The organism is Bradyrhizobium sp. NAS80.1, assembly GCF_001908205.1.
Lineage (GTDB): Bacteria > Pseudomonadota > Alphaproteobacteria > Rhizobiales > Xanthobacteraceae > Bradyrhizobium.
This window is the reverse complement of sequence record NZ_LGHL01000453.1, coordinates 1-805: the sequence shown is the minus strand read 5'-3', so window position 1 is coordinate 805 and position 805 is coordinate 1. Positions and strand designations below refer to the sequence as shown.

Sequence of the window (805 nt, the reverse complement as noted above, 5' to 3'; positions counted from 1 at the left end):
CGCAAGGAGCGAAGATGAAGCAGAAATCCGGACCGGGCAAAGCGCCGGCAGAACGAGTCGTGAAGGATATCCGGCGCCAAACGCGCCGGCACTGCTCGGCCGAAGAGAAGATCCGTATCGTGCTGGCGGGGCTACGCGGCGAGGAGAACATCTGCGAGCTATGCCGCCGCGAAGGCATCGCCGCCTCGATGTCTTACGGCTGGTCCAAGGAGTTCCTGGAGGCCGGCAAGCGCCGCCGAGCCGGCGACACGGCACGGGCTGCGACCTCCGGCGAGGTCAAGGACCTTCGTCGGGAGGCCGCGGCGTTGAAGGAAGTGGTGGCCGACCTCACCCTGGAGAACCGCCTGCTCAAAAAAAGCATGAACGGGCCCTCTCGGTGAATGCTTCGCATTCACCTGTCGGGTAAGAGATGGGGAGGACGAGGCATGAGGTCCCCGGCCTCCGAGAAGGCCGAGATGATCCGGTTGGTCGAGCAGTCGCACCTGCCGGCCGGGCGCACCTTGGACAAGCTCGGCATCCCACGAGCCACGTTCTATCGCTGGTACGATCGTTATCGCGAAGGCGGTGTTGAGGCACTGGCCGATCGTCGATCGAGGCCGGATCGGGTCTGGAACCGCATTCCCGACGACGTTCGCGGCCAGATCGTCGACCTGGCGCTGGAGCTGCCGGAGCTGTCTCCACGCGAACTGGCCGTGCGGCTCACCGACGAGCGGAAGTACTTCGTCTCGGAAGCGTCAGTCTATCGGCTGCTGAAGGCGCATGACCTGATCACCAGTCCGGCCTATGTGGTGATCAAGGCCGCGGA

1 pseudogene is annotated in these 805 nt (G+C 64.6%); it reads left to right on the top strand.

What is annotated here, in order from left to right:
- Nucleotides 1-14: 14 nt before the first annotated feature.
- Nucleotides 15-805, top strand: a pseudogene (locus tag AC629_RS44170) (helix-turn-helix domain-containing protein); the annotation flags it as partial.